Source organism: Muricoccus vinaceus (assembly GCF_042433125.1).
GTDB lineage: Bacteria > Pseudomonadota > Alphaproteobacteria > Acetobacterales > Acetobacteraceae > Roseomonas > Roseomonas vinacea.
Genome location: NZ_JBHLVZ010000005.1, coordinates 62,382 through 88,594, shown reverse-complemented (window position 1 = coordinate 88,594; position 26,213 = coordinate 62,382). Strand labels below are relative to the sequence as shown.

General features: G+C 70.4%; 28 protein-coding genes. 16 read left to right on the top strand and 12 right to left on the bottom strand.

Annotation, left to right across the window (positions count from 1 at the left end; genetic code table 11):
- Positions 1–2 precede the first annotated feature (2 nt).
- From ACFFIC_RS06925 to rpsF, 4 genes are all read right to left on the bottom strand, one after another.
- Positions 3–1,289 carry a class I SAM-dependent methyltransferase gene (locus ACFFIC_RS06925; protein ID WP_377049435.1) on the bottom strand — a complete coding sequence of 429 codons (1,287 nt, stop codon included), beginning with the start codon at positions 1,287–1,289 and terminating at the stop codon, positions 3–5.
- Positions 1,290–1,440: 151 nt separating this feature from the next.
- Positions 1,441–2,007, bottom strand: a complete 567-nt coding sequence (gene rplI, locus ACFFIC_RS06920; RefSeq protein WP_377049434.1) for a 50S ribosomal protein L9 — start codon at positions 2,005–2,007, stop codon at positions 1,441–1,443.
- 15 nt (positions 2,008–2,022) lie between these two features.
- Entirely contained in the window at positions 2,023–2,301 is a 279-nt protein-coding gene (gene rpsR / locus ACFFIC_RS06915) for a 30S ribosomal protein S18 (RefSeq protein ID WP_043830720.1), read from the bottom strand.
- Positions 2,302–2,307: 6 nt separating this feature from the next.
- A complete protein-coding gene (rpsF, locus tag ACFFIC_RS06910; RefSeq protein ID WP_377049433.1) occupies positions 2,308–2,775 on the bottom strand; it encodes a 30S ribosomal protein S6 in 468 nt (155 codons plus the stop codon).
- A 348-nt stretch (positions 2,776–3,123) separates the two neighbouring features.
- Between rpsF and aqpZ the strand changes: the two genes are divergently transcribed.
- Positions 3,124–3,864 (top strand): aquaporin Z, encoded by a 741-nt coding sequence (aqpZ, locus tag ACFFIC_RS06905; RefSeq protein WP_377049432.1) that lies wholly within the window; start codon positions 3,124–3,126, stop codon positions 3,862–3,864.
- A 21-nt stretch (positions 3,865–3,885) separates the two neighbouring features.
- Here aqpZ and ACFFIC_RS06900 read toward each other — a convergent pair whose 3' ends face one another.
- Together ACFFIC_RS06900 and ACFFIC_RS06895 are read right to left on the bottom strand one after the other, a co-directional pair.
- Positions 3,886–4,569, bottom strand: a complete 684-nt coding sequence (locus tag ACFFIC_RS06900) for a Fe2+-dependent dioxygenase (RefSeq protein ID WP_377049431.1) — start codon at positions 4,567–4,569, stop codon at positions 3,886–3,888.
- Positions 4,570–4,675: 106 nt separating this feature from the next.
- Positions 4,676–6,973, bottom strand: coding sequence for a TonB-dependent receptor (locus ACFFIC_RS06895; RefSeq protein WP_377049430.1), 2,298 nt, complete (start codon positions 6,971–6,973; stop codon positions 4,676–4,678).
- A gap of 217 nt (positions 6,974–7,190) precedes the next feature.
- On the opposite strand from ACFFIC_RS06895, the gene ACFFIC_RS06890 reads away from it, so the two are divergent.
- The 8 genes from ACFFIC_RS06890 (at position 7,191) to ACFFIC_RS06855 (ending at position 13,647) form a co-directional block, all read left to right on the top strand.
- Positions 7,191–7,454: a hypothetical protein gene (locus tag ACFFIC_RS06890; protein ID WP_377049429.1), complete on the top strand. Its 264-nt coding sequence runs from the start codon at positions 7,191–7,193 to the stop codon at positions 7,452–7,454.
- Between the two features lie 180 nt (positions 7,455–7,634).
- The gene (fabD, locus tag ACFFIC_RS06885; protein WP_377049659.1) at positions 7,635–8,594 is read left to right on the top strand and encodes an ACP S-malonyltransferase; all 960 of its coding nucleotides are present in this window, start codon (positions 7,635–7,637) and stop codon (positions 8,592–8,594) included.
- Positions 8,591–9,061, top strand: coding sequence for a GNAT family N-acetyltransferase (locus tag ACFFIC_RS06880; RefSeq protein WP_377049428.1), 471 nt, complete (start codon positions 8,591–8,593; stop codon positions 9,059–9,061). The genes fabD and ACFFIC_RS06880 overlap by 4 nt, the downstream gene beginning before the upstream one ends.
- Complete coding sequence (fabG, locus tag ACFFIC_RS06875) at positions 9,049–9,786, top strand: 3-oxoacyl-[acyl-carrier-protein] reductase (protein ID WP_377049427.1); 738 nt, start codon at positions 9,049–9,051, stop codon at positions 9,784–9,786. Before ACFFIC_RS06880 ends, fabG begins: the two co-directional genes overlap by 13 nt.
- Before the next feature lie 201 nt (positions 9,787–9,987).
- The gene (locus ACFFIC_RS06870; protein ID WP_043830727.1) at positions 9,988–10,227 is read left to right on the top strand and encodes an acyl carrier protein; all 240 of its coding nucleotides are present in this window, start codon (positions 9,988–9,990) and stop codon (positions 10,225–10,227) included.
- A 139-nt stretch (positions 10,228–10,366) separates the two neighbouring features.
- Positions 10,367–11,650, top strand: a complete 1,284-nt coding sequence (gene fabF / locus ACFFIC_RS06865; protein WP_377049426.1) for a beta-ketoacyl-ACP synthase II — start codon at positions 10,367–10,369, stop codon at positions 11,648–11,650.
- Between the two features lie 46 nt (positions 11,651–11,696).
- On the top strand, positions 11,697–12,731 hold the full coding sequence (gene mltG / locus ACFFIC_RS06860) for an endolytic transglycosylase MltG (RefSeq protein ID WP_377049425.1): 1,035 nt from the start codon (positions 11,697–11,699) through the stop codon (positions 12,729–12,731).
- 22 nt (positions 12,732–12,753) lie between these two features.
- On the top strand, positions 12,754–13,647 hold the full coding sequence (locus ACFFIC_RS06855; protein ID WP_377049424.1) for a DMT family transporter: 894 nt from the start codon (positions 12,754–12,756) through the stop codon (positions 13,645–13,647).
- A gap of 22 nt (positions 13,648–13,669) precedes the next feature.
- On the opposite strand, the gene rutA is transcribed toward ACFFIC_RS06855, so the two are convergent.
- A complete protein-coding gene (rutA, locus tag ACFFIC_RS06850; protein ID WP_377049423.1) occupies positions 13,670–14,770 on the bottom strand; it encodes a pyrimidine utilization protein A in 1,101 nt (366 codons plus the stop codon).
- 168 nt (positions 14,771–14,938) lie between these two features.
- On the opposite strand from rutA, the gene ACFFIC_RS06845 reads away from it, so the two are divergent.
- Positions 14,939–15,703: a TerC family protein gene (locus ACFFIC_RS06845; protein ID WP_377049422.1), complete on the top strand. Its 765-nt coding sequence runs from the start codon at positions 14,939–14,941 to the stop codon at positions 15,701–15,703.
- Here ACFFIC_RS06845 and ACFFIC_RS06840 read toward each other — a convergent pair.
- A complete protein-coding gene (locus ACFFIC_RS06840; protein WP_377049421.1) occupies positions 15,666–16,460 on the bottom strand; it encodes an SDR family NAD(P)-dependent oxidoreductase in 795 nt (264 codons plus the stop codon). The genes ACFFIC_RS06845 and ACFFIC_RS06840 overlap by 38 nt on opposite strands.
- 30 nt (positions 16,461–16,490) lie before the next feature.
- On the opposite strand from ACFFIC_RS06840, the gene ACFFIC_RS06835 reads away from it, so the two are divergent.
- From ACFFIC_RS06835 to ACFFIC_RS06825, 3 genes are read left to right on the top strand one after another with little or no spacing between them, the layout of a single operon-like run.
- Positions 16,491–17,384, top strand: a complete 894-nt coding sequence (locus ACFFIC_RS06835; protein ID WP_377049420.1) for a YicC/YloC family endoribonuclease — start codon at positions 16,491–16,493, stop codon at positions 17,382–17,384.
- An 8-nt stretch (positions 17,385–17,392) separates the two neighbouring features.
- A complete protein-coding gene (gene gmk, locus ACFFIC_RS06830) occupies positions 17,393–18,007 on the top strand; it encodes a guanylate kinase (RefSeq protein WP_377049419.1) in 615 nt (204 codons plus the stop codon).
- Positions 18,007–18,948, top strand: coding sequence for an AEC family transporter (locus tag ACFFIC_RS06825; protein ID WP_377049418.1), 942 nt, complete (start codon positions 18,007–18,009; stop codon positions 18,946–18,948). The genes gmk and ACFFIC_RS06825 overlap by 1 nt, the downstream gene beginning before the upstream one ends.
- Before the next feature lie 22 nt (positions 18,949–18,970).
- Here ACFFIC_RS06825 and ACFFIC_RS06820 read toward each other — a convergent pair whose 3' ends face one another.
- Positions 18,971–19,246 (bottom strand): usg protein, encoded by a 276-nt coding sequence (locus tag ACFFIC_RS06820; RefSeq protein ID WP_377049417.1) that lies wholly within the window; start codon positions 19,244–19,246, stop codon positions 18,971–18,973.
- 259 nt (positions 19,247–19,505) lie between these two features.
- Here ACFFIC_RS06820 and groES point away from each other — a divergent pair, with 259 nt between their 5' ends.
- From groES to ACFFIC_RS06805, 3 genes are all read left to right on the top strand, one after another.
- The gene (gene groES, locus ACFFIC_RS06815; protein ID WP_377049416.1) at positions 19,506–19,826 is read left to right on the top strand and encodes a co-chaperone GroES; all 321 of its coding nucleotides are present in this window, start codon (positions 19,506–19,508) and stop codon (positions 19,824–19,826) included.
- 28 nt (positions 19,827–19,854) lie between these two features.
- A complete protein-coding gene (gene groL / locus ACFFIC_RS06810; RefSeq protein WP_377049415.1) occupies positions 19,855–21,501 on the top strand; it encodes a chaperonin GroEL in 1,647 nt (548 codons plus the stop codon).
- Between the two features lie 604 nt (positions 21,502–22,105).
- Positions 22,106–22,315, top strand: a complete 210-nt coding sequence (locus tag ACFFIC_RS06805; protein ID WP_377049414.1) for a cold-shock protein — start codon at positions 22,106–22,108, stop codon at positions 22,313–22,315.
- Positions 22,316–22,322: 7 nt separating this feature from the next.
- Here the strand turns inward: ACFFIC_RS06805 and ACFFIC_RS06800 are convergent, their stop codons facing one another.
- From ACFFIC_RS06800 to ACFFIC_RS06790, 3 genes are read right to left on the bottom strand one after another with little or no spacing between them, the layout of a single operon-like run.
- Positions 22,323–22,820: a hypothetical protein gene (locus ACFFIC_RS06800; RefSeq protein WP_377049413.1), complete on the bottom strand. Its 498-nt coding sequence runs from the start codon at positions 22,818–22,820 to the stop codon at positions 22,323–22,325.
- A gap of 59 nt (positions 22,821–22,879) precedes the next feature.
- Complete coding sequence (locus tag ACFFIC_RS06795) at positions 22,880–23,329, bottom strand: tellurite resistance TerB family protein (RefSeq protein WP_377049412.1); 450 nt, start codon at positions 23,327–23,329, stop codon at positions 22,880–22,882.
- Positions 23,330–23,361: 32 nt separating this feature from the next.
- A complete protein-coding gene (locus ACFFIC_RS06790; RefSeq protein WP_377049411.1) occupies positions 23,362–26,202 on the bottom strand; it encodes an ATP-dependent DNA helicase in 2,841 nt (946 codons plus the stop codon).
- Positions 26,203–26,213: the final 11 nt, after the last annotated feature.

Genomic DNA, 26,213 nt, shown 5'->3' with positions numbered 1-26,213 from the left:
GTCTAGCCCTCGGCGCGCTCCGCGTCCTGTTTCACCTGTTGCCGGGGTCCTGTGGATGGCGGTGGATCATGTGGATAAGCCGCGGCCCGCTCGGCATCCAGCATGTAGTCGCGCGTGAGGGGAAGGGCATCCGCGGAGCGGGTCAGCTGCATCTGCCAGTTCATGTGGCCCCAGCGTCGGAAGGACAGTTCCGAGGCCGAAAGGTAGAACTCGAACATGCGGCAGAAGCGCTCGTCGTACAGGGCCTTGATCGCGTTGCGGTTTGCCGCGAACCGGGCGCGCCAGTGGGCGATGGTCATGGCGTAGTGGAGGCGGAGGATCTCGATGTCGGTGATCCAGAGCCCGGCCTTCTCGGCCGCGGGAACCACCTCCGACAGGGCGGGGGAATAGCCGCCGGGAAAGATGTACTTGGTGAGCCAGGGGTTGGTGGTGGCCGGGCCCTCGGACTGACCGATGGCGTGGATCAGGGCGACTCCGTCCTCCTTGAGGGCCGCCTTCACGGTGCGGAAGAAGGCCGTGTAGTGGTTGATGCCGACGTGCTCGAACATGCCGACGGAGACGATGCGGTCCATCGGGCGCTTCCAGTCCCGGTAGTCCATCAGCTCGAAGGACACGCGGTCGGACAGGCCGGCGGCTTCGGCGCGGGCGCGGGACTCGGCGAGTTGTTCCTCGGAAAGGGTCAGGCCGGTGACGCGGGCGCCGTGCTCGCGGGCGAGGGTGATGGCGAGGCCGCCCCAGCCCGAGCCGATGTCGAGCACCTCGAGGCCCGGGCGGTCGAGGCGGAGCTTGCTGGCCAGGTGGCGCTTCTTGAGGGCCTGGGCTTCCTCCAGGGTTTCACGGCCGGTCGGGAAGTAGGCGCAGGAGTACTGGAGGTCGGCATCGAGGAAGAGAGCGTAGAGGGTGCCGTTCAGGTCATAGTGGTGGGCGACGTTCTGGCGTGCGCGGGTGGCGGTGTTCAGGTCCAGCAGCCGCCGGCGCAGCCAGCGCAGCACCTCGCCGGCCCGCAGCGCCGGGTGGCTGCCGCCCTGGGCGAGGTTGAAGATCATCAGGTCCAGCAGGTCGTAGATGGTGGAGCCCTCGATGGGCTCCACGCTGCCGTCCATGTAGCCCTCGCCGAAGGCGAGGCCGGGATTCATGACGAGGCGGCGGAAGATCGCGCGGTTGGTCAGGGCCATGGCGGCCTGGGGGCCGGGGCGGGTGCCGCCGAAGGTGGCGGTGCTGCCATCGGGGCGGCGGAGCCGGAGCGTGCCGTGACGGATCAGCCGGGGAAGAACGGAATCGAGCAGCAAGTGGTGCCCTCCTTTGCGTGGAAGGCTGTTCGCATGAAGGAGGGGGATCAATTGCCGGGGATCAGGATCGCGCGACGGTGATCGCCCCACATGCAAATGGCCGCCCCCGTGAAGGGGCGGCCATCCGCGGCAATCCTCGCGGGGGAGGTTCTTACTCGCTGGCGGCGCCCAGCTCGGAGAGCTCGGCGGCCAGCTCGGCCTCGAGGCTGGCTTCCTCGGCTTCCTGCTCGGCGCGGAGGTCCTCGCCGCGCATCTGCTTGTCGGCTTCCTCGGGCGTGCGGGCGATGTTCACGACCACGGGGATCGAGACCTCCGGGTGCAGCGCGATGCGGACGGTGGTGAGGCCCAGCGTCTTGATCGGCTGCTCCAGGATGACCTGCTCGCGCGTGATGGTGAGGCCAGCGTCCTTGGTGGCGTCGGCGATGTCGCGGCCGGAAACGGAGCCGTAGAGGGCGCCGCTCTCGCCGGCGGAACGGATCAGGACGACCGTGAGGCCCTCCATCCGCTCGGCCACGCGCTCGGCCTCCTCGCGCCGCTTGAGGTTCTGGGCCTCGAGCTGCGCGCGGTCCTGCTCGAACTTCTTGAGGTTGACCTCGGTCGCGCGGATGGCGCGGCCGGAGGGCAGGAGGAAGTTGCGGGCATAGCCGGGCTTCACCGTGACGGTGTCGCCCATCTGGCCGAGCTTCTCGACCCGCTGCATCAGGATGACGTTGATCATGGTGCTATGCCCCGATCAGTCGTTGATGACGTAGGGCAGCAGCGCCAGGAAGCGGGCGCGCTTGATGGCATTCGCCAGCTCGCGCTGCTTCTTGGCGGAAACCGCCGTGATGCGGGACGGCACGATCTTGCCGCGCTCGCTCAGGAAGCGGGACAGCAGGCGCACGTCCTTGTAGTCGATCTTCGGCGCGTTGGGGCCGGAGAAGGGGCAGGACTTGCGGCGGCGGTAGAAGGGCCGGCGGGCGCCGACGGCCGGGCGGCGCGCGGCGGGGGTCAGGTCGGTCGTGTCGGACATCGGTTCTTACTCCTCGCCGGAACCATCGAGATCGTCGCGGGGACGGGCGCGGAACTCCTCGCGGTCGTCGCCACGCTCACGGCCACGGCCGGAGCCGAAGCGGCCGGCGGGGCGGGGGCCGCGGAAGCCGCGGTCGCGCTCGCGGTCGTCGCCGCGCTTGGCAAGGATCGCGGAGGGGGCGTCGTCGATCGCCTCGATGCGCAGCGTCATGTGGCGCAGCACGTCCTCGTTGAGGCCGAGCTGGCGCGTCACTTCCTTCTCGGCGACCGGCGTGCAGTCGATGCCGAGGAGCATGTAATGCGCCTTGCGGTTCTTCTTGATCTTGTAGGCGAGGCCACGGAGGCCCCAGTACTCGCGCTTGCGGATCTCGCCGCCGGTCTCGGCGATGATGCCGGCGACCTGGTCGGCCACGGCCTCGACCTGGGCCTGCGTGAGTTCGTTCCGCGCGATCAGCACGGTTTCATACAACGGCATCGGTATCCCTTCGGATGGCTCAGCCCGAGGGCCCGTGCGGGATGCGCGGGCCGGAATGGGCATAGCCGGGCGCGATGCCTCGCGCCCGGCAGGGTGGGCGGGGCCTATAGGGGATTGGCGGGGGTGGGGCAAGCGGATCCTGAGTTGTCACGGGAGGATCCGAACGGCGGCCCGGAAGGAATATTTCGAACTCAAGATGAAAAAGCAAAACATTATGGATGTGGAGCGGTTTCACCGGAAAATGATGAAAGCTGCCTCCATCGCTGATCTAACGATTATGCGACCTCCGGTATGCGCCAAGTGGAAACCGTCATTGAGGTCGATGAGCTCACGGGAGCGTCGGTTCTTATGCACAACGACATGCAGAAGCGGCTTGCCGCGGAGTTCTTCGGAACTTTCTGGCTGGTGTTCGGTGGTTGCGGTGCCGCGGTCTTCGCGGCTGCCTTCCCGCAGCTGGGAATAGGCTTCACGGGCGTATCCTTCGCCTTCGGCCTGACGGTGCTGACGATGGCCTATGCGGTGGGGCACATCTCGGGCGGGCATTTCAACCCGGCGGTGACGCTGGGCCTCTGGGCGGCGGGGCGCTGCGCCAACAAGCACGTGCTGCCCTACGTGGTCGCGCAGGTGGTGGGCGCCGTGGTGGCGGCGGGGATGCTGTGGCTGATCGCCTCCGGCAAGCCCGGCTGGGTGCCGGCCGGCTTCGCCTCCAACGGCTACGGGGAGCTGAGCCCGGGCAAGTACTCTATGATGGCCTGCCTGGTGGCGGAGCTGGTGCTGACCTTCTTCTTCCTGATGATCATCATCGGCACGACCTCCAAGGGGGCGGCCACGGGCTTCGCCGGCATCCCGATCGGGCTGGCGCTGACGCTGATCCACCTGATCTCGATCCCCATCACCAACACCTCCGTCAACCCCGCGCGCAGCACGGCGCCGGCGCTGTTCGGGGGGGCGGAATACGTGGCGCAGCTCTGGCTGTTCTGGCTGGCGCCGATCGCGGGGGCGATGCTGGCGGGCATCCTGGCCAAGATGATCTACGAGCCCGCCGACGCCGTGGACACGACCGTGATGGAGGAGGGGCGGGTGGTCTAGCGCGGCCCCGGGCGGGCCGCGCTACATCTCGACCCAGCGGCGGAGCAGGTTGTGGTAGGCCGCCGTCATGGCCAGGACCCCGGCATGGTCGTCCGGAAGGTCCTGGCGCAGCGCGATGATCCCCATGTCCAGGTCGTAGAGGAACTGGCGCTGGCCATCGTCCTTGACCATGGACTGGGTCCAGAAGAACGAGGCCCACCGGCTGCCCCGCGTGACGGGGTTCACGCGGTGCAGGGAGGTGGCGGGATAGACCACGAGGTCGCCGGCGCCGAGCTTCACCTCCTGGGTGCCGTAGGTGTCCTCGATGACGAGCTCGCCGCCGTCATAGTCCTCGGGGGCGGACAGGAAGAGGGTGGAGGAGACGTCCGTGCGGATGCGCTGGCCGGTGCCGGGCACGGGGCGGATGGCGTTGTCCACATGGGCGTGGAAGGTCATGCCCACGTCGTAGCGGTTGAAGAGCGGCGGGAAGACCTTCAGCGGCAGGGCGGCGGTGGCGAAAAGCGCGCTGCGGCCGAGGGCGCGGAGGACGAGGTCCGCCAGCTCCTTGCCCTCGGCGGAGTCCTGCGGGACCTGCAGGTTGAATTTCGCCTTGGCCGATTGCTCGCCCGCGGTGGCCTTGCCGTCCACCCAGGCGGCGGCCTCCAGGCGCTCGCGGCAATAGGCGACCTCGGTGGGCGTCAGGACCTGGGGGATGCGGACGAGCATCGGCTACACCTCGATGGGACGAGCGGACGGAGATCGGAGCGGCCGCTTCGCCGACGCGCCGCCGGTTTGGTCGGAAAGCGGCCGCTCCACAAGGCTGGGTCCGCCGTCAGAAATCGGCGGCGAGGGAAACGAGGACGGTGCGGCCGGCGGCAACGGTCGCGCGGCCGTTGAACAAGCCTTCGTAGTTCGTGCGGTTGGTCAGGTTGTAGCCATTCACCCGCACCGTGAGGTTCTGATTGATCTTGTGCTGCACCAGGGCATCGAGGCTGACCGTGTCCGGCGCCTCGGCGACGTTGTCGAGGGTCAGGGAGACCTTGCTGCGATAGATCACGCCTGCGCCGAGGGTCACGTTCCAGGGTGTGTCGGGCGCGATGTCGTAGGTCGTCCAGAGCGAGGCCGAGTGCAGCGGCACGAACTGAACGCGCTTGCCGAGATTGGCCGGCGTGGCGGAACGGGTGGTTTCGCTGTCCAGGTAGGCATAGGCGGCATTGACGTTCCACTCCGGCGTGATGCGGCCGGTCAGGCCCAGTTCGAGGCCCCGTATCCGCTGCCGGTCCCCGGTCTGCAACACCGAATTGGCGTCGTTGGGATCCTGCACGAGAGCATTGCCTTTCTCGGACTGGAACAGGGCGGCGGTCGCGCCGAGGCGGTTCCCGAACAGCCCGATCTTTGCGCCGACCTCGTGGGTCGTGTTGCGCTCCGGCTCGAAGGTGCTGCGGAAGTTTGCCGCCGTGGAGGGAAGGGTCGTGAAGAAGGTGCCGGGCGGCGTCGTTGAGGAGGAGTAGGAGTAATAGTAGGTCTGGTTGGGCACGGGCTCGAAGATCACGCCGGCACGCGGATCGAAGTAGCTGTCGGAGACGTTGAAGTTCTGGCTGGGGGCGAGGCCCGGCGTGCCCGCCTGGTAGTCGAGGTCGAACTTGGTCCAGCGGAAGCCGCCGAAGACCGAGAGCTGGTGGTTCAGGTAGAGGCGCTCGTTGGCGAAGAGGCCGAGATTGGTCAGCGAGGTGTCGCGCTGGTTGTTCGCGGGCCCGGTCGAGAGGCGAAGGCCGTTGTTGGTTTCGGAGTTCAGCAGGGTCACGCCCGGACGCGTGGGCACATAGGAGAAGCCTGTGCGGTCGACGGTCTCGTGCGAGATGTCCACGCCGGTCGTGAGCTCGTGCCGCAGGGGACCCGTGCGGAAGCGGGCGATGCCGGTGGTGAGGTTCTGGATCGCCTCGTTCACCTGGTTGTAGGTGCCATTGCTGCCGCCGCCATAGGCCAGGCTGGGGTTCAGGCCGCGGAAGAACTGCCCGGAGCAGGAATTCGCCTGGGTGACCGTGTTTGATTGCCGGCCGCAGCTCGGCGCCGTGAGTGCCGTGTCGCGGTTCACGCGGGAAAGGCGGGTGTCGTTGCTGACCGTCAGCCATTCGCCGAAGCTGTGCGCGAAGCGAGCCGTCAGGCGGTCGACGTCCACGTCGTCCCGGTCGTTTCCGATGCCGTAGAAGTTCGCGCGGCGGACGCCGAATTCGGGCGCGGGGCGGCCGATGGAGTTGGCGCCCCGGAAGAGGACGGGCGTGCCGCTGTCGATCGTGTGGACATCGTGGTAGTGCAGGTACTCCACCGAGAAGGTGGTGGGGGTGCCCAGGCCGAAGGCGATGGAGGGGGCGATGCCCCAGCGGCGCGTGTCGATGTCGTCGCGGCCCACCAGACTGCTGCTCTGGCCCATGACGTTCAGGCGGATGGCCGCCGTCTCGCTGATGCGCTGGTTGATGTCGGCCGTGGCGCGGGCATAGGGGCCCGTGCCGCCGGTGACGACGCCGGAGTAGCGGTTCTCCAGCGTCGGCGTGCGGCTGTTGACGTTGATGCCGCCGCCGATGGCGCTGGTTCCGATGGCGAAGCCCGAGGCGCCCTTGAGGACCTGGACGTTGTCATAGGTGAAGGCGTCGCGCTGGTAGGAACCGAAGTCGCGCAGGCCGTCCACCAGCACGTCGTTCTGGGCGGAGAAGCCGCGGATGCGGAACTGGTCGCCGGTGACGCCGCCAGCGCCCTCGCCAATGGTGGAGGTGATGCCGGGCACGTTGCGGAGCGCCTGTTCCAGCGTGGTCACGTTCTGCTCGCGCAGGACCTCCTGGGGGACGACGTTGATGGTCTGCGGCGTGTCCTGGACGGCGCCGGGGAGGCGTACGTTGCCGGTGGGCGCCTGGAGGGTGTTGTTGGGCCGGGCGCCGGTGACGGAAACCTCGGGCACCACGACCTCGGCCACGGGGAAGGGGGCGGCGGGGGCCGCGGCGGTGCCGGACGGCGCGGTCTGGGCGGCGGCGAACTGGGCGAAGGCCATGCCGCCCGCGACCGCGGCGCCGAGGCTCAGCCCGGCGACCAGGGCGGTGTTGGGGGCCGTTCTTGCCCTGTTGCCGGAACCGTTCATTGCTTCGTCACCCAAGTTGATAATGCGAGTGACTCTTAGTTACATCCGGTTTGAGGGTCAAGGAGCGGGCCGAGCGCCGGGGAGGCGGGGCCGGGGGCGGCGTTGCCCTCCTGTGACGGGCGCTGCCATGATCCGCTCTCCGGGCCGCCATATTTCCCCGGCAGCCTGGCAAAGCCTGGCCGCCGGACAGGCCCAACACGCGGAGGATGCCCTCACGATGATCTCCCTCTCCCGCCTCGCCCTCGTGGCCTGCCTCATGGGCGGCCTCGGTGCCCTCGCTCCGTCTGCCCAGGCCGCGCCGGTTTCGGCGGCGCCCATGCTGGGTGCCGCGGAGTCGGGCCTCCATGACGGGCTGGTGGAGGACGTGCGCTACGTGACCCGCTGCCGCCCCGTCGTGGTGCATCGCCGGGATCGCTTCGGCCGCCCGGTGCGGGTCCAGCGCGAGCGCTGCCAGCGGGTCTGGGTCGGCCGGGGCCGCTGACGCGCGCCGTGGCGCGCTGACGGGCGCGCTGCCTGCCGCCCATGGATGCGCCATGGAGGCGAGGGTGGGCGTGGCTGCGGGGGATCATCCCGGCGCTTGCTTCCCACCCTCGCCCAGGTGATTGACAGTTCCGTGACGCGGCCCTACCCCGCCGCGCCCGTCCCGGAAGGTGTCTCCCCAATGGCTCTCGCGCTCGTTTTCCCTGGCCAGGGCAGTCAGGCCGTCGGCATGGGCCGTGACCTGGCCGGAGCCTTTCCGGCTGCGCGCGAGGTCTTCGAGGCGGTCGACGAGACGCTGAAGCAGCACCTTTCGCGCCTGATGTTCGAAGGCCCGGCGGAGGAGCTGACCCTGACGGCGAATGCCCAGCCGGCGCTGATGGCGGTTTCGCTGGCGGTGCTGCGCGTGCTGGAGGCCGAGGGCGGGCTGGACGTGCGCGGGCGCGTGGCGCTGGTGGCGGGGCATTCGCTCGGGGAATACAGCGCGCTCGCGGCCGCGGGGGCCTTCGACGTGGCGCAGGCGGCGCGGCTGCTGCGGCTGCGGGGCGATGCGATGCAGGCGGCGGTGCCGGCGGGCACGGGCGCGATGGCGGCGCTGCTGGGTGCCGAGATGGACCAGGCGCGGGCGATCTGCGAGCGGGCCTCGGTGGATCCCCTGACGGAGGAGAAGCAGGTGGTGGAGGCCGCCAACGACAACGGCGGCGGGCAGGTGGTGATTTCCGGCCACAAGGCGGCGGTGGAGCGGGCCGTGGAGATCGCCAAGGCCGAGGGTATCCGGCGCGCGATGATCCTGCCGGTTTCGGCGCCCTTCCATTCCTCGCTGATGGCGCCCGCGGCGGAGGCCATGGCGGAAGCGCTGGAGCGCGACCCGCCGCGGGCGCCCTCCGTGCCGGTGGTGGCCAATGTGACGGCGGCCAAGGCGACGGATCCGGGCACGATCCGGGAGCTGCTGGTGCGGCAGGTCACGGGCACGGTGCGCTGGCGGGAATGCGTGGCGGCCATGGTGGAGATGGGCTGCGACACCTTCGTGGAGGCGGGCTCGGGCAAGGTGCTGACCGGGCTGATGAAGCGAAACGCCCCGGATGCGCGGGCCATGGCCTGCGGCACGCCGGCCGAGATCGAGGCGGTGCTGCGCGCGCTGTGACCCGGATCACGGTGGAAGACGCGCCCGGCCCGGCCGGGCAGCCCGTTGGGCGGGACGAGGTCTGGGCGGGGCTGCTGGCCTTCAACGAGGCGGGATCCGGGCCCGGATCCTTCGCTTCCCGCCCGCTGAGCGTGCTGCTGCGGGGCGAGGACGGGGCGGTGCTCGGCGGCCTGGTGGGCCGGAGCTATTCGGGCTGGCTCTACGTGGAGTTGTTTCACCTTCCTGAGGAGCATCGCCGCGCGGGGCTGGGGCGGGAGATGCTGTCCGTCGCCGAGCGCGAGGCGGTGGCGCGGGGCTGTGTCGGGGTGCGGCTGGAGACCTATTCGTTCCAGGCGCCCGGATTCTACGCTCGCATGGGTTATCGGGTGGTGGGGCAATTGCGCGACTGCCCGCCGGGGCATACCCGCTTCTCGCTTGCCAAGCGCCTCGATGGCGTGCCGCTGGAGGAAATCGCATGTTCGACCTGACCGGGAAGTCCGCCCTCGTCACCGGAGCCACCGGGGGGATCGGGGCCGCCATCGCGCGGGGCCTGCATGCCCAGGGGGCGCGGGTGGCGCTGACCGGGCGCCGGGAGGCGGAGCTGGCTGCCCTGGCCGCGGAGCTGGGGGAGCGCGCCTTCGTGGCGGCCGCCGACCTGTCCGATCCCGCCGCGCCGGCCGAGCTGGTGGAAAAGGTGGAGGCGGCGTTCGGAGGGCTCGACATCCTCGTGAACAATGCCGGGCTGACGCGGGACGGCCTGGCGCTGCGCATGGGCGACAAGGACTGGTCGGACGTGATCGAGGTGGACCTGACGGCCCCCTTCCGGCTGGCGCGGGCCAGCCTGCGGGGGATGATGAAGCGGCGTTCGGGGCGGATCATCTCCATCGCCTCGATCGTGGGGGTGACGGGCAACCCGGGGCAGGCGAACTACGCGGCGGCCAAGGCCGGGCTGATCGGGATGAGCAAGGCGCTCGCCCAGGAGGTGGCGCCGCGCGGCGTGACCGTGAACGTGGTGGCGCCGGGCTTCATCCAGACGGCCATGACGGACGCGCTGAACGAGGCGCAGCGCGCGGCGCTGATGGGCCGGATACCGCTGGGCAAGATGGGCTCGGTTGCGGACATCGCGGCGGCGGTGGCCTACCTGGCCTCGGACGAGGCGGCCTGGGTGACCGGGGTGACGCTGCACGTCAACGGCGGGATGGCCATGATCTGACGCGGCGCGGCGGGCACACCGGGGCTTGATCCGGGGGGCGCAAGGTCCATCCTGCCTTCCCGGCCAAAGCGTGGTCTAGGCCCCCGGAAACAGGCATGCTAAGGCCCGCGCCCTGCGCCCGGGCGTTTACGCGAGACGGCCCGCCCGGCCGGCACAGACGGATTTCCGGCGGTTCACCGCCATCAGGAGAGAGCAAGCGCGATGAGCGAAACCGCCGAGAAGGTGAAGAAGATCGTGGTCGAGCACCTCGGCGTCGAGGAGGCCAAGGTCACCCCGGAGGCGTCCTTCATCGACGACCTGGGCGCGGACAGCCTGGACACCGTCGAGCTGGTGATGGCCTTCGAGGAGGCCTTCGGGGTCGAGATCCCCGACGACGCCGCCGAGAAGATCACGACGGTCGGCGACGCGATCACCTATATCGACGCCCACAAGACGGCCTGAGGGCCAAGCCGGGGCGGCGAACGGCCAGAGGGCCGGTCGCCGCCCTTTCTGAAACGGATGCGCGAGGCGGAGCCGGGATAACCGGTTACCGCCCGGACCCGGATCAACGGCCGGGCGGTGCGCGGGAGGAGTAGCGAGAGTGTTCGGTCAGCTCAGGGCCCCGCGCCGCGTCGTCGTCACCGGGATGGGCATCGCCTGCCCGCTCGGGCTCGGGGTGGAACGCGTCTGGAAGCGCATGCTGGGCGGTGAGTCCGGCATCGCCGCGATCCAGTCCTTCGATGTCTCGAACATCCCGGCGAAGATCGCCGGCATCGTGCCGAACGGCACGAAGGCCGATGGCGGGCTGGACCTGGCCGAGTGGATCCCGGTCAAGGACCAGAAGAAGATGGACCGCTTCATCCAGCTCGCGCTGGTGGCGGCGACCGAGGCGGTGGAGGATTCCGGCTGGGTTCCCGAGAGCGAGGATGACCGCCACGCGACGGGCGTGATGATCGGCTCCGGCATCGGCGGGCTTCAGACGATCTACGAGGCTTCCATTCAGATCGCGGCGGGCAAGCACCGGCGGCTCTCGCCCTTCTTTATTCCGTCGGCGCTGATCAACCTCGCCTCCGGGCATGTTTCCATCAAGTATGGGTTCAAGGGACCGAACCATTCGGTGGTGACGGCCTGCGCCACGGGGGTGCATGCGCTGGGCGATGCGGCGCGGCTGATCGCGCTGGGCGATGCGGACGTGATGGTGGCCGGCGGCGCCGAGGCCGCGGTCAGCGAGCTGGGCATGGCGGGCTTCGCGGCCTCCCGTGCGCTGTCCACCGCCTTCAACGACACCCCGGCCGAGGCGTCCCGCCCCTGGGACAAGGACCGCGACGGCTTCGTGATGGGCGAGGGCGCGGGGGTGCTGGTGCTCGAGGAGTACGAGCACGCGAAGAAGCGTGATGCCAAGATTTACGGCGAGGTGATCGGCTACGGCATGTCCGGCGACGCCTATCATATCACCGCCCCGGCCGAGGGCCACGAGGGCGCTTTCCGGGCGATGACCGCCTGCCTCAAGTCGGCGGGCATCGGCACGGGCGACATCCAGTACATCAACGCGCACGGCACCAGCACGCCGCTGGGCGACGACCTGGAGTTGCAGGCGGTGGAGCGGTTGTTCGCGGAGGATGCCAAGGGCGTCGCCATGTCCTCCACCAAGTCCGCCATCGGGCACCTGCTCGGGGCCGCGGGGGCGGTTGAGGCGATCTTCTCGCTGCTCGCGATCCGCGACGACGTGGCGCCGCCGACGCTGAACCTGCACGAACCCTCCAACCCCTCGGCGATCGACCGGGTGGCGAACGAGGCGCAGCCGCGCAGGATCGAGGTGGCGCTGTCCAACTCCTTCGGGTTTGGGGGCACCAATGCCTCCATCCTGTTCAAGGCCGCGGCCTGAGACGCTGCCCCGGGTCTGGCCCGGGGGTTGAGGGGATGGCTTGCCAATGGGACGGGCGATCCGCGCGCTGCTGATCCTGGTGTTGCTGCTCGGCCTGGCCGGGGGCGGCGCGTTTTTCTACGCCCAGTCCGTCTATGAACGGCCGGGGCCCCTGGCGGCGCCGGCGCAGGTTGTGGTGCCGCGCGGGGGTGCCGAGACGATCGGGGCGGCGCTGGCAGAGCGGGGCGTGGTGGCGGATGGCCGAGCCTTCCTGGCGGCTGCCTGGGCCACGCGGGGGCAGGGGCCTTTGCGGGCGGGGGAATTCCTTTTTCCGGCCGGGGCGTCGCTGGCGGATGTGCTGGGGGTGCTGCGCACCGCGCGGCCCGTGCAGCGGCGACTGACCATTCCCGAGGGGCTGATGGCCCGCCAGATCGTCGCGGTGATCGACCGCGCCGAGGGGCTGGTCGGCGAGACGCCGCCGGTCGACGAGGGCGAGGTGCTGCCCGAGACCTACACCTACCAGTACGGGGATACGCGGGCGGCCATCGTGCGCCGGGCGATGGCGGCGATGGACGAGGCCCTGAAGGAGGCCTGGGCCAACAAGGCGCCGGACCTGCCCATTTCCTCGGCGCGGGAGGCGCTGGTGCTGGCGAGCATCGTGGAGCGCGAGACCGGGCAGGCGGCGGAGCGGCCGCGGGTGGCCTCGGTGTTCCTGAACCGGCTGCGGCGCGGGATGCCGCTGCAATCCGATCCGACCGTGGCCTATGCCGCGACGGACGGCGCGCCGCTGGAGCGGGGCCTGACGCGGGCGGACCTGGACCGGGAACACCCTTTCAACACCTACCGCAACCGCGGGCTGACGCCGGGGCCGATCGCTTCCCCGGGCAAGGAGGCCTTGCGCGCGGTGACGCGGCCGGAGGCGACCGACTTCCTTTACTTCGTCGCGGATGGCAGCGGCGGACACGCCTTCGCGCGCACGCTGGAGGAGCACAACCGCAACGTGGCGCGCTGGCGCGAGGTGGAGCGCGCCCGGGGAGCGGCGGGCGCCGGGGCGGATCCCTCCCCGGGCCCGGTGCCGGCCACGGCGGCGCCGCAGCGGTGAGGCTCCGCGCGACGCGGGGGGCGTGAGCGGCCCTCCGGGGCTGCGCGGCTGGCCATTGTGGTGGCGGCTGCTGGTGATCGCGGGGCTCTGGGGCACGGCCTTTCCGGTGATACGCCAGGCCGCGCGGTCGATGCCGCCTTTCTCCTTTTCCTTCAGCCGGGGCGTGGTGGGCTGCGTCGCCATGCTGGGCTTCGCCTTCGCGACCGGGGCTTTCCGGGGGCTGGGGCTGCGCTTCTGGCGGCATGGCCTGGTGCTGGGAAGCACCAACGGGTGGCTGGCGAATTGCCTGACCGCCATGGCGCTTCTCTCCCTTGGCGCGGCTTCGGTGGCGCTGGTCCAGTCCACCACGCCGCTCTTCGTGGCGCTCCTGGCCTTCGGCTTTCTTCCGGCGGAGCGGCCGGGACCGCGGACGCTCGCGGGGATGATGATCGGGTTCCTGGGGATCGCGGTGATCCTGGGTCCTCAGGCGCTTTCCGGCGGGGAGGCGGGGCTGGCCGGGCTGCTCGTGCTGGTGGTCGCCTTCGGTTACGCCGTGGGCACCATCTATGTGCGCCGGGTCCGGCCGGGCAGCCCGGTGGCGCTCTCGGTCGGGCAGCAGGTGGTGGGCACGGCGGGCGCGGGGCTGCTCAGCCTGTTCTTCGATCCTGCCGGCAGCTTCGACCAGCCCTGGGCGGTCTATGGGGCGGCGCTGTGGGTGGGGCTGGTCGCCTCGGCGGTGCCGCTGACGCTGTTCCTGATGCTGCTGCAGCGGGCGCGGGCGACGGATGGCGCGATGACCAGCTACCTGCAGCCGGGCTTCGCGGCGTTGTTCGCGGCGCTGCTGCTGGGGGAATGGCCGGAACTGCGCGTGGTGGCGGGGGGCGTGGTGATCCTGGCGGGGGTCTGGCTGGCCACCAGTGGAGCGCGGGCGGCCTGAGGGTGGCCGCCCGCGGAATGGCTCAGGCCGGCTCGGGCACCGGCTCGGCCGGTGCGGCGACATGGGCCCGGCTGCGCATCAGCGGCTGGATGCGCTCGCCGAACTCCACGATGCCGCGCTGGAAGTCGTCGAAGGTGAGGAGGACGCCGGCGAGGCCCGGGACCTCCGCCATCTCGTCCAGCATGCGGGCGACGGAGGCGTGGGAGCCGATCAGCGTGCCCATGTTCAGGTTGATGGCCCCTTCGGGCAGCGCATACTGCTTGGCGTTGGTGTCCGCGCCCGAGCGGGTGTCGGCGGCGGCCTGGCCGGCCATCCAGGCGATGGCCTCGCGGTCGGCGCCGGCCTGGTAGTGCTGCCACTTGGCCATGGCGGCCTCGTCCGTCTCATCGGCGATGATCATGATGAGGGCCAGCGAGCCGACCTTGCGGCCCGTCGCCGCGGCGGCCGCCTGGACGCGGGCGGTCATGGGGGCGAGCGCCCCGGGGGTGTTGATCCCCTGACCCAAGCAGAAGTTGTAGTCGGCGTAGCGGGCCATGAAGTCGAGGCCGGCCGCGCTCTGGCCGGCGCAGACGATCTTGATCTCCCCGGCCGGCATGGGGAGGAGACGGCAGTCGTCCATCTGGAAGTGGCTGCCCTTGAAGTCGGAGCGGCCGGTGGCCCAGAGCTCGCGGATGATGGTCGCGTATTCCGAGAGGTGGTCGTAGCGGCTGGCGAAGTGCTCGTCGCCGGGCCAGAGGCCCATCTGGGAGTATTCCGGGCGCTGCCATCCGGTGATGAGGTTCACGCCGAAGCGGCCGGGGGCGATGGAATCGATGGTGACGGCCATGCGGGCCATGATGGCAGGGGGCAGGACGAGGGAGGCGGCGGTCGCGAAGAGCTTGATGCGGGTGGTGACGGCGGCGAGGCCTGCCATGAGGGTGAAGGATTCCAGGTTGTAGTCCCAGAAACCGGTTGCTCCGCCGAAGCCGCGGAGCTTGATCATGGAGAGCAGGAAGTCGAGGCCGTAGTGCTCGGCCTTTTGGGCGATCTCCTTGTTCAGCTCGAAGCTCGGCTTGTACTGGGGGGCGTTGGACGAGATCAGCCAGCCATTGTTGCCGATGGGGATGAAGACGCCGACTTCCATGATCCGGTTCCTTTTCGCTGACCCTCGGTGAGGCTGGGCTGCGAAAGGCGGAGCAAATCCCGTTCCATGCCGGGAGGGGCGAGGGGCCTTTCCCGCGCGCAGGTCTTTCAGGAAAGCCTTTCTCTCCCCATACAGGGAGCTGCATTACAGAAAGGACATGTTTGAGCCGTGGAAGCCGAAGTCATCATCGCCCTCGTGGCCCTGATCGGGATGGAGGTGATCCTCGGGATCGACAACCTCGTCTTTATCGCCATTCTCACCAATCGCCTTCCGGTGGAGCGGCGGAGATCGGCGCGGCTGATCGGGCTCGGGCTCGCGGTGGTGATGCGGCTGGGCATGCTGGCCGGGGTGGGCTGGCTGATCTCCCTCACCCAGCCGTTCTTTTCCGTGCTGGGAATGGATTTCTCCGGCAAGGACCTGATCCTGATCGCGGGCGGGCTGTTCCTGATCGGCAAGGCGGTGGTGGAGATCCACCATCGTGTGGACCCGGCGGCGCAGGCCGAGGAGAAGGCGGCGAATGCGGTGACCGCCAGCTTCGGCGCGACCGTGTTCCAGATCATCCTGATTGACATGGTGTTCAGCGTGGACAGCATCCTGGCGGCCGTCGGGTTGACCACGGTGATGTGGGTGATCGTTGTCGCGATCCTGGTTTCGGTGACGGTGATGCTGCTGTCGATGGATGCGCTGTCGAACTTCATGGAGAAGAACCCGACGGTGGTGATGCTGGCCCTGGCCTTCCTGGTGATGATCGGGATGGTGCTGCTGGGCGAGGGCTTCGGCTTCCACGTGCCCAAGGGCTTCGTCTACGTCGCGATGGCTTTCGCGGCGGGGGTCGAGGGGCTGAACATCTGGGCTCGGCGTGGCTCGGAACGGAAGGTGGCCGATCCGGAGATCGTCACTCCCGTGAGCCGGCCTTCGACGGAAGCCGGCTGAGCCAGGCGGGCGGCAGGGCGCCCATGAGGCGGGCTGCCGCATAGACGGGCCAGGGAAACACCACCCTTGCCCGGCCCTGCGCGATGCCGCCGAGGCTGCGTCGCGCGGCTTCCTGCGGTTCCATCAGGAGCGGCATGGGGAATTGGTTGGGCGCGGTCATCGGCGTGCGGATGAAGCCTGGACAGATGGCGTGCAGGCGGATGCCGTCGCGGCGGGCGGTTGCGTCCGTCGCCTCGGTCCAGCGCTGCAGGGCGGCCTTGGAGGCCGAGTAGGCGGGGGCGCCGGGCGAGGCCACGAAGGCGGCGATGGAGGCGATGGCGGCGATGCGGCCGCGGATTCCGTCCGGACCCGGTGGCTGGGCGCGCATCAGGTCGAGTGCGGGCAGGATGGTGTTCAGGGCGCCGGTGAGGTTCACGGCAAAGATGCGGGCGACCTGGTCGGGTGATTCGCTGGTGCCGCCGGTGCCGGCGGAGGTGCCGGCGTTGGCGACCAGCAGGTCGAGGCCGCCGGTGCCTTCGATCCAGGCGCGGGCGGCGGGCGCGTCGGTGACGTCGAACGCGGTTTCGGTGACGGTGGCGCCGGCGGCGCGGCACGAGGCGGCGGTGGTGCCGAGGCGGGCGGGGTCGCGGCCGGCCAGGTGAAGGATGCGCCCGGGGCCGGCAAGGGCCTGGGCGAGGGCCGCGCCGAGACCGGAGGAGGCGCCGGTTATGGCCGCGCGGGAACAGTTGGGGAGCCAAATCGGGAGGCTGCCTTGCATCGTCCCGTCTCCCGCCGCAGAAGGCCGCGCATGTCCATCCGATCCATGACCGGCTTCGCGCGCGCCACCGGCACCCTGCCGGACGGCACCCCCTTCGCCTGGGAGCTTCGCAGCGTCAACGGGCGCGGGCTGGACGTGCGGCTGCGGCTGCCGGGTGGGCTCGATGTGCTGGAATTGCCGCTGCGCGAGGCGGCGGCGGGGCGGTTCGCGCGGGGGAACGTCAACGCCACCCTGACCGTGAAGCGGGAGGACCGGGCGCCGAAGCTGGTGCTCGACCAGGCCGCGCTGGACCGGGCCATGGCCTTGGTGCGCGAACTGGCGGAGCGGATGCCTGGGGCTGCCGCGCCGCGGCCGGAGGCGGTGCTGGCGCTGCCGGGCGTGTTGCGAACCGAGGTGGAGGTGCCGGACGAGGCGGCGGAGGGCGCGCGGCGGGCGGCGGTTTCACAGGGCTTCACGCAGGCGCTGGAGGAGTTGTTCGCGGCGCGGGCGGCCGAGGGCGCCCGGCTCGCGGCGATCCTGGCGACGCTGCTGGACGAGATCGAGGCGCTGTGCCGGCGGGCGGTGGCGGAGGCGGCGGGGCAGCCGGCGGCGCACCGGGCGCGGCTGGCCGGCGTTCTGGCGGAATTGCTGGATGGGGAGCGGCGGGTGCCGGAGGACCGGTTGGCAGCCGAGGTGGCGCTGCTGGCCGCGCGGTCGGATGTGCGGGAGGAGCTCGACCGGCTGGGGGCGCATGTGGACGCGGCGCGGGCGCTGCTGGCCGACCCCGCGCCGATCGGGCGGAAGCTGGAGTTCCTGACCCAGGAGTTCGGGCGTGAGGCGAACACGCTGGGCGCCAAGTCGGGCAGCCTGGCGTTGACGCGGATTTCCCTTGAGTTGAAGGCCGCGATCGAGCGGCTGCGCGAGCAGGCGGCGAACGTGGAATGAGTGGCGTGATGAAGCGGCGGGGGCTCTGCCTGGTGCTGGTGGCGCCCTCGGGCGCGGGAAAGACCAGCGTGTCGCGGGCGCTGCTGGAGCGGGAGGCGGAGTTGTCGCTCTCCGTTTCCGCCACCACGCGGGCGGCGCGGCCGGGGGAGGTGGAGGGGGTGCATTACCACTTCCGCAGCCAGGAAGAGTTCGAGGCGATGGAGGCGGCGGGGCTGCTTCTGGAAAGCGCGCATGTCTATGGCCGGCGCTACGGCACGCCGCGAGAGCCGGTGGAACGGGCGCTGGCCGGGGGGCGGGACGTGCTGTTCGACGTGGACTGGCAGGGGCACCTGCTGCTGCGGGCCGCCATGCCCGAGGACGTGGTGGGGATCTTCCTGCTGCCGCCCTCCATCACGGAGCTGGAGCGGCGGCTGCGGACGCGGGGGCAGGATAGCGAGGAGGAGATCGTCCGGCGCATGGGCAAGGCGCGGGACGATGCTTCCCACTGGCGGGAATTCGACCATGTGCTGGTGAACAGCGTTTTCGAGGATACGGTGGAGACGGTGGCCGCCATTCTGCACGCGGCGCGGACGGCGCGGGCGCGGAACCCCTGGCTCGGGGATTTCGTGGCGGGGATGGGGTAGTGCTCGGGGTCCTCGGCCTCGTCGCGCCGGTTTTCCTGCTGATCGCGCTCGGCTACGGGGCGGCGCTGCGGCGGATGGTGGCGGACGAGGCGCTTCGGGGACTCAATGACTTCGCCTACTGGCTCTGCGCGCCGGCGCTGCTGTTCGTGTCGGCGGCCGCAGGAGGCGGGCTTGCCGCGCATGGCGGGCGGCTGGAGGTGGCCTTCTTCGCGGGGGCGCTGGGGATTTACGCGGCGGCGCTGGCCTTCTCGCGGCTGGTGGCGGGGAGGGGGCTCGCGGAGTCCGGGCTGTTCGCCCTGAACTGCGCCTTCGGCAACACGCTGATGATGGGGGTGCCGGTGGTGCTGGCAGCCTTCGGGCCGGGTGGACTGGGGCCGGCCACGGCGATCATCGCGCTGTATTCGCTGATCTTCATGCCGCTGACGACCATCGTGGCGGAGATGGGGCTGGCGGAGGGAGCCTCCCCGATGCGGGTGGTGCGGACCACGATCCGCTCGGTGGCGCGGAATCCGATCGTGGTGTCGGTGGTGCTGGGGAACCTTTGGGCTCTGGTGCTGCCGCCGCCGCCCTTTTTCCTGGTGCGTTTCCTGGAGCTTCTGGGGGCGGGGACAAGCCCGCTGCTGCTGTTCTGCCTGGGCGCCTCGCTGCGCGATTTCCGGCTGCGGCGGGACTGGGTAGATGCGGTGGTGATCAACGCGCTGAAGCTTGTGGCCATGCCGCTGGTGGTGCTGGCAGCGGGACGGCTGGTCGGGCTCGGGGCGCTGGAGCTTTCGGTGGCGGTGACGATGGCGGCGATGCCGACGGGGGCGAATGCCTTCCTGATGTCGCGGCGTTACGCCGTGGGAATGGAGCGTTCGGGCGCAGCGGTGCTGCTCGGGACCATGGCGTCGGTGCTGACGCTGAGCGGGGTGCTGGGCTGGTTCGCGGGGGCGGCGCCCTGAGCGGCCGCCTCCGCGCCTGCGCTCAGTGCAGGCGAAGCTCGCCTTCCGCATAGGTGAAGTCGGCGGGGCGCCAGAGGGCGGCGGAGGCGACGCGGACGGAGTGGAGCGCGCCCTCGATCTCGCGCCGCCAGAAGTCGAGGAAGCCGTGCAGCTCCGGGAAGTTCGGGGCCTGATCGACCTTCTGCCACACGAAGGTCTGCAGGAGGGCCGGATGGTCGGGCATCCGGTACAGGATTTCGGCCGTGGTCAGGCGCCAGTCGGGGATGCGGACGACGCGCTCGATGCCGTGCAGAAGCATGTCCCAGTTCCTCTCAACCAGGCGGCGAGAGTGCCGCGAGGGGCTGATGGTGCCATGCAACATCAACCATGGAAGACAATAAATGTTTCATATCAATGCTTTGGCACTCCACGCCCGAGAGTGCTGCCGGACTTGACGGAAGGGGGGTCGATCCCCTAGATCGCTGGCACTCACCGGGTGCAAGTGCTAACGGCCCCTCGGGACGTGGTTCGGGCACCCGGCCGGGTTCATCCCAGATAAAGGCTCAGGAGAGGACCGCATGACCAAGTTCCGTCCCCTGCACGACCGCGTTCTCGTTCGCCGCGTCACGGCCGAAGAGAAGAGCGCTGGCGGCATCATCATTCCCGACACCGCCAAGGAGAAGCCCCAGGAGGGCGAGGTCGTGGCCGTCGGCGCCGGCGCGCGCAACGAGCAGGGCCAGATCGTGGCGCTGGACGTGAAGGCCGGCGACCGCATCCTGTTCGGCAAGTGGTCCGGCACCGAGGTGAAGCTCGATGGCGAGGAGCTCCTGATCATGAAGGAGTCCGACATCATGGGCATCGTCGACAACACCGGCGCCACCACCGCCAAGGCCGCCTGAGCAGCAACGAGAAGCAGGAGAAGCAAGTATGGCAGCCAAGGACGTCAAGTTCGGTTCCAATGCCCGCGAGCGCATGCTGCGCGGCGTGGACATTCTCGCCGATGCCGTGAAGGTCACGCTGGGCCCCAAGGGCCGCAACGTGGTGCTCGACAAGAGCTTCGGCGCGCCGCGGATCACCAAGGACGGCGTGACCGTCGCCAAGGAGATCGAGCTGGCCGACAAGTTCGAGAACATGGGCGCGCAGATGGTGCGCGAAGTGGCCTCGAAGCAGAACGACCTGGCCGGCGACGGCACCACCACCGCGACCGTGCTGGCCCAGGCCATCATCCGCGAGGGTGCGAAGGCCGTGGCCGCCGGGCTCAACCCGATGGACCTCAAGCGCGGCGTCGACAAGGCGGTCGCCGTGATCGTCGCTGACCTGCAGGCCAAGACCCGCAAGATCACGACCTCCGCCGAGGTGGCCCAGGTCGGTTCGCTCTCCGCCAATGGCGAGACCGAGATCGGCGAGATGATCGCGCAGGCGATGGAGAAGGTCGGCAACGAGGGTGTCATCACCGTCGAGGAAGCCAAGTCCATCCAGACCGAGCTCGACGTCGTCGAGGGCATGCAGTTCGACCGCGGCTACGTCTCCCCGTATTTCATCACGAATGCGGAGAAGATGATCGCCGAGCTCGAGAACCCGTACATCCTGATCCACGAGAAGAAGCTCTCCCAGCTGCAGCCGATGCTGCCGCTGCTGGAAGCCGTTGTGCAGTCCGGGCGTCCGCTGGTGATCGTGGCCGAGGACATCGAGGGCGAGGCTCTGGCCACGCTCGTGGTGAACAAGCTGCGTGGCGGCCTGAAGATCGCGGCCGTGAAGGCCCCGGGCTTTGGCGACCGTCGCAAGGCGATGCTCGAGGACATCGCCATCCTGACGGGTGGTGAGGTGATCTCCGAGGACCTCGGCATCAAGCTCGAGAGCGTGACGCTGAACCAGCTCGGCCGTGCGAAGAACATTCGCATCGAGAAGGAGAACACCACGATCATCGACGGCGCCGGCGAGAAGTCCGCCATCGAGGGCCGTGTGGAGCAGATCAAGGCGCAGATCGAGGAGACCACCTCGGACTACGACCGCGAGAAGCTGCAGGAGCGCCTGGCGAAGCTGGCTGGCGGCGTGGCCGTCATTCGCGTCGGCGGTTCGTCCGAGGTCGAGGTGAAGGAGCGCAAGGATCGCGTCGACGACGCGCTGCACGCGACCCGCGCCGCGGTTGAGGAAGGCATCGTTCCCGGCGGTGGCGTGGCTCTGCTGCGCGCCAGCCTGAAGCTGTCCGACCTCAAGGGCCTGAACAACGACGAGCAGGTCGGGATCGAGATCGTTCGGCGCGCCATTGCGGTGCCGCTGAAGCAGATCGCCGAGAACGCCGGCAAGGACGGCGCCGTGATCGCTGGTGAGGTGCTCCGCTCCGACGCCTACGAGTACGGCTATGACGCCCAGACCGACGAGTACAAGAACCTCGTCGAGGCCGGCATCATCGACCCGACCAAGGTCGTTCGCACGGCCCTGCAGGATGCCGCTTCGGTGGCCTCGCTGCTGATCACCACCGAGGCGATGGTGGCCGAGCGCCCGTCGAAGGCGGCTGCTCCGGCCGGTGGCCCGGGCGGCGGCATGGGCGGCATGGGTGACATGGACTTCTGATCGGCTCTCGCCGGCCCGGTTCGCCGGGCTGGCGGGGATCAGGCGTTCAAGGAAGGGGCGGCCCGGCGACGGGCCGCCCCTTCTGCGTTCGGTGGCCCGCTTCCGGAGGGAGGGTCGCAGCCGAGGGGCGGCCTACAAATCCTTTCGTTGAAGCGGCGCTTGCGAGGTTGTGATCGGCCGAGGGCCTCGCTTAGCTTTCAGGCATGCTTTCCACCAGAGGTTGTGATGCAGGCCCTGAACTCGCTATCGGCCCTTCGTCTGACACTGGCCCGGTCCTACGACCTCTTCTATGGGATCGGCTTAGGGACTTTTGGCTTTCTGTTCGATGGGCCGAGTCCGATGCCGAGCCGGGACGCGACTACCGGGAAGGCTGAGGAACGGGCACGCGCAGTTCCGCCGCATCCGGGTTTGCCGGCCCTGGTTCATTCCGGCCGGTCGCAGTAGCCGAGCCGATCCCCGGCGGTCTGGAGCCTCCGGACGGAGGCCGCGCCCGGATCGAAAGCACCCATCACCCGCGGGCATCCGTCGATTACGGGGCGGGCTCCCTTGCACTGGAGGGGTGGGGCTTCGTATGGCCACTTCGCATGATGCGGGAGGCGCGGCGATGCCGAGGGGCACGGTGATCTGGTATCAGCCGCACAAGGGCTATGGCTTCATCCGGCCCGAGGATGGCGGGCCGGATGTGCTGGTCCATGCCTCCGCCGTGGAGGCGGCGGGCCGGCGTGAGCTTCGCAAGGGTGAGGAGGTCACCTACGAGGTGGAGCAGAGGCCGAAGAAGCCGGCACCGTCGGTGACACGGCTCCTGCCGGACTGAAGTTCGCCTACTCCTCCCAGACCTTGATGGCCGACAGCTTGCCGAGAACGCCCTTGGCGCGCACGGACTGATCGGCCGTGGCGGGGGTGACGGTCACGACGGCGGCTGCCTTCTCCGATTCAGGCTTCACGTTCGTGCCCGAGGCGGCGGAGACGCCTTCGCTGGCGGCACCGGCACCGAGGCCCGCGACGGCCGCTGCCGCGATCGCGGGAAGGGCCGCGCCGCCGGTGGCGACCACCGCGCCCGCCGCGGCCATGCCGGCACCTGCGGCCGCCATGCTGGAACCCATGGTGCGGAGGTTGCGGTGCTCGTCCTCCTGGACCTGGCCTTCCGGCTCTCCCGGCGGCTGGGGCGGGGCAAGGGACGTTTCGCCCGTACGGATGGCGACGAGTTCCTGCGGAATGGCCTCGGCGTTGAGGTACTGCAGGGCGGACTCGGCTTCCTCGCGCGTGGCGAAGCTGGCGTTGACCGTGGGGTGGGTGGTGTGGCCGGTATTTTCGGGCATGTCATGCTCCCTTCGGGATGTCATGACCCCCAACGCCGTTGCGGCGGGGATGTTGCCCTTCAGATGACCTGGTAACGGGCCTTGGCCGCGCGCTCGATGGCGCCGGCGATCAGGCGGTCGATGTCGAGGGTGATGCGGAAGTCCTGGAGGAAGCGGAGTTCCTCCTGGGAGGCGTCGCCGTCGGCGGCGGCGATCTCGCAGGCCAGAAGGTAGGCCGTCTCACGCAGGCGGGGCGGCAGGGCGTCGCGGATCATCTCGGCGGCACGGTCCAGGCCGTCATTCTGGTCCAGCAGGCCCAGAACCACTTCGGTGACGGTGTCGATCTCCGTGGGGTGGAAATCGCCGAACACGGGCAGCTCGCGCACCAGACGGGACATGGTGGCGAGTTCGGCGTCCGACATGCCGCGGTCGGACACGCCCATCAGGACCATGGCGCAGATCAGGGCTTCCTGCGCGGAGAAGCGGGTGGGAAGGGCCGGCTGGGCGTCCATCGCGTTCGTATCCATCATGCGCGCAGGGTTCGCGCGGCCGCGCGGGCGCGTCAATCGCCGCGAGGCGCGCCAACCGGGAATTGATCCTCCAGAAAGGAACGGGTCTCGCGCACCGCCTCCGCCAGGCCCATGCGGCGCACGGGGACGCCTTCCGGGAGGCCGGCGAGGAGGCGGGTGGGCGCGCGGGCGTCGAGCAGGACGAAGACGCCGCGGTCGTCGGCGCGGCGGACCAGGCGGCCGAAGGCCTGGCGGAGCCGGTGGCGGGCTATGGCGTCGTCATAGGCCTTGGGGCGGCCGCCGGAGAGATGGGTGCGGCGCTCGCGGTGGAGGATGGTGGGGCGGGGCCAGGGGATGCGGTCGAAGACGAGGAGGCGGAGGGAGCGGCCGGGGACGTCCACGCCGTCGCGCAGCGCGTCGGTGCCGAGGAGGCAGGAGTCTTCCTCGGCGCGGAACACGTCCACCAGGGTGGCATTGTCCATGGCATCGACGTGCTGGGCGTAGAGGGGAAGGCCTGCGGCTTCCAGGCCGGGGGCCATGCGGACATGGGCGTCGCGCAGGCGCCGGATGGCGGTGAAGAGGCCGAGCGCTCCCCCGCCTGAGGCGCGGAAGAGCTGCTCCATGGCCATGGCGGCCTGCGAGCCCTCGCGGGAGACGTCGGTGACGACGATGGCGAGGGTCTGGTCGGGGTAGTTGAAGGGGGAGGGGACGGCGGCGCGGATGGCGGGAGAGGGGAGGTGGTTGGCGCCGGTGCGGGCCTCGGCTTCCTCCCAGGCGGCCTCGCCGTCGGGCTCGCCGCTGTCGCGGAGCGTGGCGGAGGTGATGAGCAGGCCGTGGGAGGGGGCGGCGACCGCGGCGGCGAAGGGTTCGGTGGGGTCGAGGAAGTGGCGGTGCAGGGCGGCGTCGATCACGCGGCCCTCGCGGCGGGTGAGGGCGAGCCAGTCCACATGGGCTGGGCGTGTGCCGGGCTCGGGTGGGCGGGCGGCGAGGGCCTGGAGCATGGCGCGCCAGGCGCCGAGCGGGCACAGGCCGCGGCGGTCCACCACGCGGCGGGCGGTGTCGAGGCGGATGCGGTCGCCCGTTTCGAGTTCGGCATCGGGGTCCTCCAGCAGGCCGGTGAGGCGGGCGTGAAGGGCACGGAGCGGGGTCTCGATGCGGCCGAGGGCGTCCTCCAGGGCGGCGCCGGACTCGGCCACGCCGGGGTTGAGGGGGTGGAGGTCGCATTCGGCGTCGTAGCCGGTGTCGGCCTCGGCCGAGCGGGCGAGGACCTGGGTGATGACGGTGCGGAGGAAGGCCTCGGCGGGGTTGGTGGCCGTGGGGATGCCGGGGCGGGGGTCCTCCTCCTCCTCGTGGGGGGCGCGCTCCTCGGGTGCGCCGAGGCGGGAGCCCCAGCCGGGGCCGGGGAGGGAGCCGGCATGGCGGAGTGCTTCCTCCACGAGGGGGAGGAGGGCGGGGTGGTCGGTGGTGGTTTCCTCCAGGCGGCGGCGGAGGCCGCGGGCGCGGCCGCGGGAGCCTTCCGCGCCCAGCAGCCAGCGGCGGAGCTCGGCCATCTCGCCGCCGGAGATCTCGGCGGAGAAGGCGCTGTCGGCGGCGTCGAAGAGGTGGTGGCCCTCGTCGAAGACGTAGCGGAGGGCGGGCTTGTCCTCGCCGCCGCCGAGCGCGGCCTGGACCATGACGAGGGCGTGGTTGGCGATCACCAGCCGGGCGGTGCGGGCGCGGCGGATGGAGTGCTCGACGAAGCAGCGGCGCCAGTGGGGGCAGGCGGAGTGGATGCATTCGCCGCGCCGGTCGGTGAGCCCCGCGACATGGCCCCAGGGGAAGAGTTCCGCGATCCAGCCGGGGAAGTCGCCGCCCTGCATGTCGCCGTCGCGCGTGGCGAAGGCCCAGCGGGAAACGAGGGAGAGGGCGAGGAGGCGGGATGGCATGGCGCCGCTGACGGCTTCCTCGTGGTTGAGGAGGCAAAGGTAGTTCTCACGGCCCTTGCGGATGACGACGTGCCGGCGGCGGTCCTCGGGATCGGGGTAGAGGCGGTGGAGTTCCTGGTCGATCTGGCGCTGGAGGTTGCGGGTGTAGGTGCTGATCCAGACGGGGGCGCCGTTGCGCTCGGCCCAGAGGGAGGCGGGGGCGATGTAGCCCAGGGTTTTCCCGGTGCCGGTGCCGGCCTCGGCGAGGACCAGGGCGGGCTGGCCCTCCACCTCGCGCGGGGCGAAGGCCAGCGAGGCGGCGGAGGCGTAGTCGGCCTGGGCGGGGCGGGTTTCGGCGTCGGCGCCGAGGATCTCGGCCAGGCGCTTGCGGGCTTCCAGCGGCGCGATGGGGATGGAGGCAGGCGGGGTGGGGGGCGCCGTTTCCTCCCAGTCGGGAAGGCGGCGCCAGACTTTCAGCGCGTCGGCGGACGCGTGGGGATCGGGCTGGCCGAGGGCGGCGAGGACGCTGGCTGCCCAGGGCCAGTCGGCGGCGTCGCGCAGGCGGGCGGTGAGCTGGGCGGCGTCGCGGTTCGGCAGGGCGTGGCGGGTGGTGGCGAGGTGGCGGAGGAGGGTGGTCGCGATCTCCGGAAGGAGGATGGCGGCGGCCTCGTCGTCCTTGGGCGGATCGAGTTCCAGGGCGAGGGCCAGGCCACGCGGGGTGGGCGCTGCGGGCTGGGCCGGCATGGCGAAGGCGAAGAGTTCGAGAAGGTCGAAGGCCACGGGGAAGGGAGGCAGGCCCAGGCGGCGGGCCGTGGCGGGAGCGTGGACGAGGAGAGGGGGCGGGAGATCCGGCAGGCGGCGCGCGAGGTCGGAGGCGGAGAGGGACTCGATCTCGCCCTCGGGAGTGAGAAGGGTGGCGCGGCGGATGCCGGCGACCAGGGCGGGGGCTTCCGGCAGCAGCAGGCGGGGTGTGGCCGGAGCGGGGGGCATCGGCGGGTCTA

Excerpts from the sequence above, each read along its gene's own strand:
- ACFFIC_RS06805 (WP_377049414.1), top strand. The coding sequence starts at position 22,106 with ATGCCGAGGGGCACGGTGATCTGGTATCAGCCGCACAAGGGCTATGGC.
- gmk (WP_377049419.1), top strand. The coding sequence starts at position 17,393 with ATGAAGCGGCGGGGGCTCTGCCTGGTGCTGGTGGCGCCCTCGGGCGCG.
- ACFFIC_RS06895 (WP_377049430.1), bottom strand. The coding sequence starts at position 6,973 with ATGAACGGTTCCGGCAACAGGGCAAGAACGGCCCCCAACACCGCCCTG.
- ACFFIC_RS06890 (WP_377049429.1), top strand. The coding sequence starts at position 7,191 with ATGATCTCCCTCTCCCGCCTCGCCCTCGTGGCCTGCCTCATGGGCGGC.
- fabD (WP_377049659.1), top strand. The coding sequence starts at position 7,635 with ATGGCTCTCGCGCTCGTTTTCCCTGGCCAGGGCAGTCAGGCCGTCGGC.
- ACFFIC_RS06900 (WP_377049431.1), bottom strand. The coding sequence starts at position 4,569 with ATGCTCGTCCGCATCCCCCAGGTCCTGACGCCCACCGAGGTCGCCTAT.
- mltG (WP_377049425.1), top strand. The coding sequence starts at position 11,697 with ATGGGACGGGCGATCCGCGCGCTGCTGATCCTGGTGTTGCTGCTCGGC.
- rpsF (WP_377049433.1), bottom strand. The coding sequence starts at position 2,775 with ATGCCGTTGTATGAAACCGTGCTGATCGCGCGGAACGAACTCACGCAG.
- rpsR (WP_043830720.1), bottom strand. The coding sequence starts at position 2,301 with ATGTCCGACACGACCGACCTGACCCCCGCCGCGCGCCGCCCGGCCGTC.
- ACFFIC_RS06820 (WP_377049417.1), bottom strand. The coding sequence starts at position 19,246 with ATGCTTCTGCACGGCATCGAGCGCGTCGTCCGCATCCCCGACTGGCGC.
- ACFFIC_RS06790 (WP_377049411.1), bottom strand. The coding sequence starts at position 26,202 with ATGCCCCCCGCTCCGGCCACACCCCGCCTGCTGCTGCCGGAAGCCCCC.
- groES (WP_377049416.1), top strand. The coding sequence starts at position 19,506 with ATGACCAAGTTCCGTCCCCTGCACGACCGCGTTCTCGTTCGCCGCGTC.
- groL (WP_377049415.1), top strand. The coding sequence starts at position 19,855 with ATGGCAGCCAAGGACGTCAAGTTCGGTTCCAATGCCCGCGAGCGCATG.
- ACFFIC_RS06840 (WP_377049421.1), bottom strand. The coding sequence starts at position 16,460 with ATGCAAGGCAGCCTCCCGATTTGGCTCCCCAACTGTTCCCGCGCGGCC.
- ACFFIC_RS06870 (WP_043830727.1), top strand. The coding sequence starts at position 9,988 with ATGAGCGAAACCGCCGAGAAGGTGAAGAAGATCGTGGTCGAGCACCTC.
- fabG (WP_377049427.1), top strand. The coding sequence starts at position 9,049 with ATGTTCGACCTGACCGGGAAGTCCGCCCTCGTCACCGGAGCCACCGGG.
- rutA (WP_377049423.1), bottom strand. The coding sequence starts at position 14,770 with ATGGAAGTCGGCGTCTTCATCCCCATCGGCAACAATGGCTGGCTGATC.
- ACFFIC_RS06795 (WP_377049412.1), bottom strand. The coding sequence starts at position 23,329 with ATGATGGATACGAACGCGATGGACGCCCAGCCGGCCCTTCCCACCCGC.
- rplI (WP_377049434.1), bottom strand. The coding sequence starts at position 2,007 with ATGATCAACGTCATCCTGATGCAGCGGGTCGAGAAGCTCGGCCAGATG.
- aqpZ (WP_377049432.1), top strand. The coding sequence starts at position 3,124 with ATGCACAACGACATGCAGAAGCGGCTTGCCGCGGAGTTCTTCGGAACT.
- ACFFIC_RS06800 (WP_377049413.1), bottom strand. The coding sequence starts at position 22,820 with ATGCCCGAAAATACCGGCCACACCACCCACCCCACGGTCAACGCCAGC.
- ACFFIC_RS06835 (WP_377049420.1), top strand. The coding sequence starts at position 16,491 with ATGTCCATCCGATCCATGACCGGCTTCGCGCGCGCCACCGGCACCCTG.